Source organism: Thermodesulfovibrionales bacterium, from assembly GCA_035622735.1.
Taxonomy (GTDB): Bacteria; Nitrospirota; Thermodesulfovibrionia; order Thermodesulfovibrionales; family UBA9159; genus DASPUT01.
On the sequence record DASPUT010000216.1, the window covers coordinates 1 to 3,919 of the forward strand.

The 3,919-nt window shown below is 53.7% G+C and carries 5 protein-coding genes; 3 read left to right on the top strand and 2 right to left on the bottom strand.

What is annotated here, in order from left to right:
• Both VEI96_11410 and rnhA read right to left on the bottom strand, forming a co-directional pair.
• Positions 1-803, bottom strand: an 803-nt coding sequence (locus tag VEI96_11410) for a peptidase U32 family protein (protein ID HXX58599.1), incomplete at its 3' end; no start/stop codon positions are given.
• Positions 790-1,269 carry a ribonuclease HI gene (gene rnhA, locus VEI96_11415; GenBank protein HXX58600.1) on the bottom strand — a complete coding sequence of 160 codons (480 nt, stop codon included), beginning with the start codon at positions 1,267-1,269 and terminating at the stop codon, positions 790-792. The genes VEI96_11410 and rnhA, both read right to left, overlap by 14 nt.
• A 123-nt stretch (positions 1,270-1,392) precedes the next feature.
• Here rnhA and VEI96_11420 point away from each other — a divergent pair, with 123 nt between their 5' ends.
• The 3 genes from VEI96_11420 to VEI96_11430 all read left to right on the top strand — a co-directional run.
• A complete protein-coding gene (locus VEI96_11420; GenBank protein HXX58601.1) occupies positions 1,393-2,295 on the top strand; it encodes a peptidase MA family metallohydrolase in 903 nt (300 codons plus the stop codon).
• 21 nt (positions 2,296-2,316) lie between these two features.
• Positions 2,317-3,087 (top strand): hypothetical protein, encoded by a 771-nt coding sequence (locus VEI96_11425; protein HXX58602.1) that lies wholly within the window; start codon positions 2,317-2,319, stop codon positions 3,085-3,087.
• 3 nt (positions 3,088-3,090) lie between these two features.
• The coding region (locus tag VEI96_11430; protein HXX58603.1) for a hypothetical protein at positions 3,091-3,919 on the top strand (829 nt) is incomplete at its 3' end.

Below are 3,919 nucleotides of genomic sequence, written 5' to 3' on the forward strand. Positions count from 1 at the left end.
GCCTCGCGGTAAGTCTTCACGACACCCGCGACATAATTGATCCCCTTCATCCTTCCCTCGATCTTGAAACTGTCTATCCCCGCCCCCGCGAGGATGTCGAGGTGTTCTATCATGCAGAGGTCTCTGGAGCTCATGACGTAGGTGCCCCTGTCGTCCGTGAAGACCGGAAAATATTCCCCCCCTCTCTTCTCTTCCATGAGGGTATAGTTCCACCTGCACGAATTGGTGCAGGCTCCTGCGTTGGCGCTCCGCGATGCGAGGAAGCTGCTGATGTAGCAACGCCCCGAATAGGATATGCAGATCGAGCCGTGGACAAAGACCTCGAGTTCGAGCGATGTCTCTTCCCGGATTTCCCTGATCTCTCCTACGGACAGCTCGCGCGACAGGACGAGCCGCCTCGCCCCGAGGCCCTCCCAGAAACCCGCAGATTCCCTGTTCGTGATATTCGCCTGCGTGCTCACATGGAGGTCTATTTCGGGAGCGATCCGTTTGAACATCTTGAAGATTCCCGGGTCCGATAGGATGACGGCATCGGGCCTGATATTCTTAAGGGTTTCCACATGTTCTTCAATGCCGGGAAGGTCTCTGTTGTGAGGAAAGATATTAACCGTTACATAGACCTTCACCCCCCGCTCACGGGCATAAGCGACGGCCCTCTTCAATTCATCGGGACCGAAGTTCCTAGCCATCCCCCGCAGACTGAAACGGGAATCTCCGAGATAGACTGCATCGGCGCCGTAATGGATGGCGGTCTTCAGTTTCTCGAAATCGCCGGCCGGAGCGAGGAGTTCAGGTTTCTTCATGTCCGATCCCTTTCCTGCATTTCTCGATCTCTTGCCGGGCAAGACGGTCGCAACGCTCGTTCTCGCGATGTCCGTTGTGGCCCTTTATCCAGACCCATTCTATCTCATGGGGTCGTGAGGACTCGAGAATCCGCTCCCATAAGTCCCTGTTCAAGACTTCTCTCTTCTGGGAGTTCCGCCAGTTGTTCCGCAGCCAGCCCTCCATCCATGAAGTCATGCCTTGAACGATGTAATTCGAATCCGTCGTGACTCTGACCCTGCAGGGTTTTTTCAGGGCTTCGAGGGCGGATATTACGCCGAGCAATTCCATACGGTTGTTCGTCGTTATCATCTCGCAGCCTGAGAGTTCCCTCACTTTCTCGCCCGATATCAATATGGATCCGAACCCGCCGATCCCGGGATTTCCGCTGCACGCGCCGTCGGCATAGATGTCGACAAAGGGTTTTGGATCCGTCTTCATAGACATTAGTTTACTCTTTTTAAGACCGGCGATGCCACTCCGGGAACAGGGCCCGTAGGGGAACTCCGCAGACAAACATGGTATGCTGGAGATGAGGATATGATGCACGCGAGGATTCTGTTCCTATTCATGGGACTTTTTTTTGCTATGTACGTTCCGCTTTCGCACGCGGGAAGAAGCCACCTCGAGGGCGACCAAGTCATCGTTCGTTTTGATGAACCCCTCAGGAGCGCTGCCGGGGAAGTCCTGAAAATCTATCCGTCGGTCAAGGCGGAGCTGGCGAGAGACCTGTGGAGGCTCGATTTTCCTGCCGAGATAGTCCTCGTGAAAGAGAGAGATTCTTTCCTGAGAAACGCAGAAGACAGCCTCACCGTCGCGTATGCGGTACCCAGGGACAATCTTATCGTGATCGATTACTCCAGGATGAACACATACCCCTTTACTCTCGCAACAACACTGAAACATGAACTCTGTCATCTCCAGCTCCATCAGCAGATCAGACAGGGTGGCCTGCCGCGATGGCTTGATGAAGGGGTTTGTCAGTGGGTTACAGGAGGGGTCGGAGAGATAATGACTGATGAAAGCCGCTCGATTCTCAAGGAGGCGGCTCTTTCAAGACGGTTAATCGGCATCGGCGAGTTAACAGAGAGCTTTCCGACCGGCAGGAAAGAACTGTTGCTCGCCTATGAAGAGAGCCGGAGCATAGTCGCCTATATTGCGGGAGAATACGGGGTCCCGAAAGTACGGATGATGCTCGAATTATTAGGCTCCGGCGTAGACATCAACAAGGCGGTCGAAGAGAGCCTTTCGGTCTCTCTCAGCGAACTCGAGGCTCGCTGGAGAAACCACCTCACAAAAAGGATTTCATGGGTCAGCTATATGAGCGACAACCTTTATGAGTTGCTCTTTCTCCTGGCCGCTCTCATAACAGTATACGGGTTTATCAAGGTGATAAAGAGGAAGAAGAATTATCACGACGAGGAAGACGGGGAGATTAGTGACCCATCCAAAGAGGCAAGTGAAAGAAAATAGGTTTTCGTGTAGAATGGAAAAATGGGCGGAGAATTTCTTGGAGGAAGGGCGAGTATTCCGGCGATAGGTCTGCTTGCCATTCTGCTCTCGCTATCTTCCTGTGCGTCGACCAAGCCGGTCCCGGCCCTAACCGCGGGTGAGGAGAAAAACAGTCTTCCCTTTCTCGAAAGACGTTTCATAGGCGAAGTTCATTCCATAACGGTCCCTCCGTTTTACGGTGATCATGACGGCTGGAGGGAAAGTGTGCAGGAACTCCTTGCGTCTTCACCGCGCGTAAACGTTATTCGACCGGGAACGGGAGGGAGTGCGATCAATGAGGTGAGGGGAGGAGTGTCTCCAGGACCCGAAGACCGGGTTGAATTCCTCGCCGGATTCGGGAGGGCAGCTGGGTCCGATGCTGTCGTCAACGGCGTTATCCTCCCTCACAAGGATCGGCATGAGATCATCCTGCAGCTTATCGCTTCCCGTGATGCGAGGGTTCTCTGGTGGCAGGCGAGAGAGTTTACCTTTGCCGGCAGTGCCCCCTCTCCTTCGGACCGGATGAAAATGGTGGCGGAGATGCTCAACCCCCTCCTTCCTCTCCTGGCAAGAAAGGAAAAACCCGATGGTCTTCCTTCGACGGGATATCGAGGCGGGATTGATGATCAATCGAAAGGTGATGCGGAGACGAAGGCCGAGCCGATCAAGAAAAGCGACACAGACTCAAAACCGTCTGCAAAGCAGAAGACGGACAAGAAACCGAAGAAGAGTACCCAGCCCCGGCCGACGACCGAAGACATCAATCCGATGTGATCCATGGAAGAGATGTCGCGATACGCCATGATCTGTCCCAAGTGCACGAAGAGGTTCCCCCTCACGGAACATTACTGCGAAGCCTGTTCAGCGATGCTCGATCCGGTCGAAATTGCGAGCGGAGAGGGGGAGGGCGAGATGGGATCGGTTGCCGGTAGCGTTCCCTGTGTCGGCAGTGATGATTTTGAGGACATGAGAATAGCGCATCTGAGGGCGGATATCGAAAAGAAATTTGTGTATACCCTACTTCTCGAGAGAGACAAGCTGAACAGGAGGTTGGCAGAAAAAGAGCAATCACTTGAGGAGCTCCAACGTGGGACATCCGATACGGATGAGGGTGCAGTGCTTGCAGCCGCCAGAAAAGAGAAGGATATCAGTACGATCGTGAAACAGATCGCAGGCCTTGAATCGACGCTTGACGAGATGGAGAAGACGCTCGGGGGGGAAATCGAGGATCTGCAGTCGCGTCTTAACAGGCTGGAGGAGCCCGGCTTGTTCTGGTTGCTCCGGGCTTATGGCCGCTATTATCGGATGCTCGTTGCTCAGATGAGCATGAAGGAACACCTTGTGACGATGTTACGTGAAAAGGCCCTTCCCCGTCACTTCAAGATGAGGATGCCTGGCACGATGTATCTCTTCGTTTCATTGTCCGTTATCCTCACCTTCGCCTTTTCATGGACTGCCTTCACCTATTGGTATAAACCCCGGGTGTCCCCCTCCTCGACCGGTGTGGTTTCGAAGGTCGCCGACGTAGGGAAAGAGATGATCACCGAGAAGGATATCGTAAACCTTCTTCAAGACATAAAAGAGGCAAACCTGAGGAAAGACCTGA

Bases quoted from the DNA above. Each gene is read 5' to 3' on its own strand.
- VEI96_11425 (HXX58602.1), top strand. From the start codon at position 2,317: ATGGGCGGAGAATTTCTTGGAGGAAGGGCGAGTATTCCGGCGATAGGT.
- rnhA (HXX58600.1), bottom strand. From the start codon at position 1,269: ATGTCTATGAAGACGGATCCAAAACCCTTTGTCGACATCTATGCCGAC.
- VEI96_11420 (HXX58601.1), top strand. From the start codon at position 1,393: ATGGGACTTTTTTTTGCTATGTACGTTCCGCTTTCGCACGCGGGAAGA.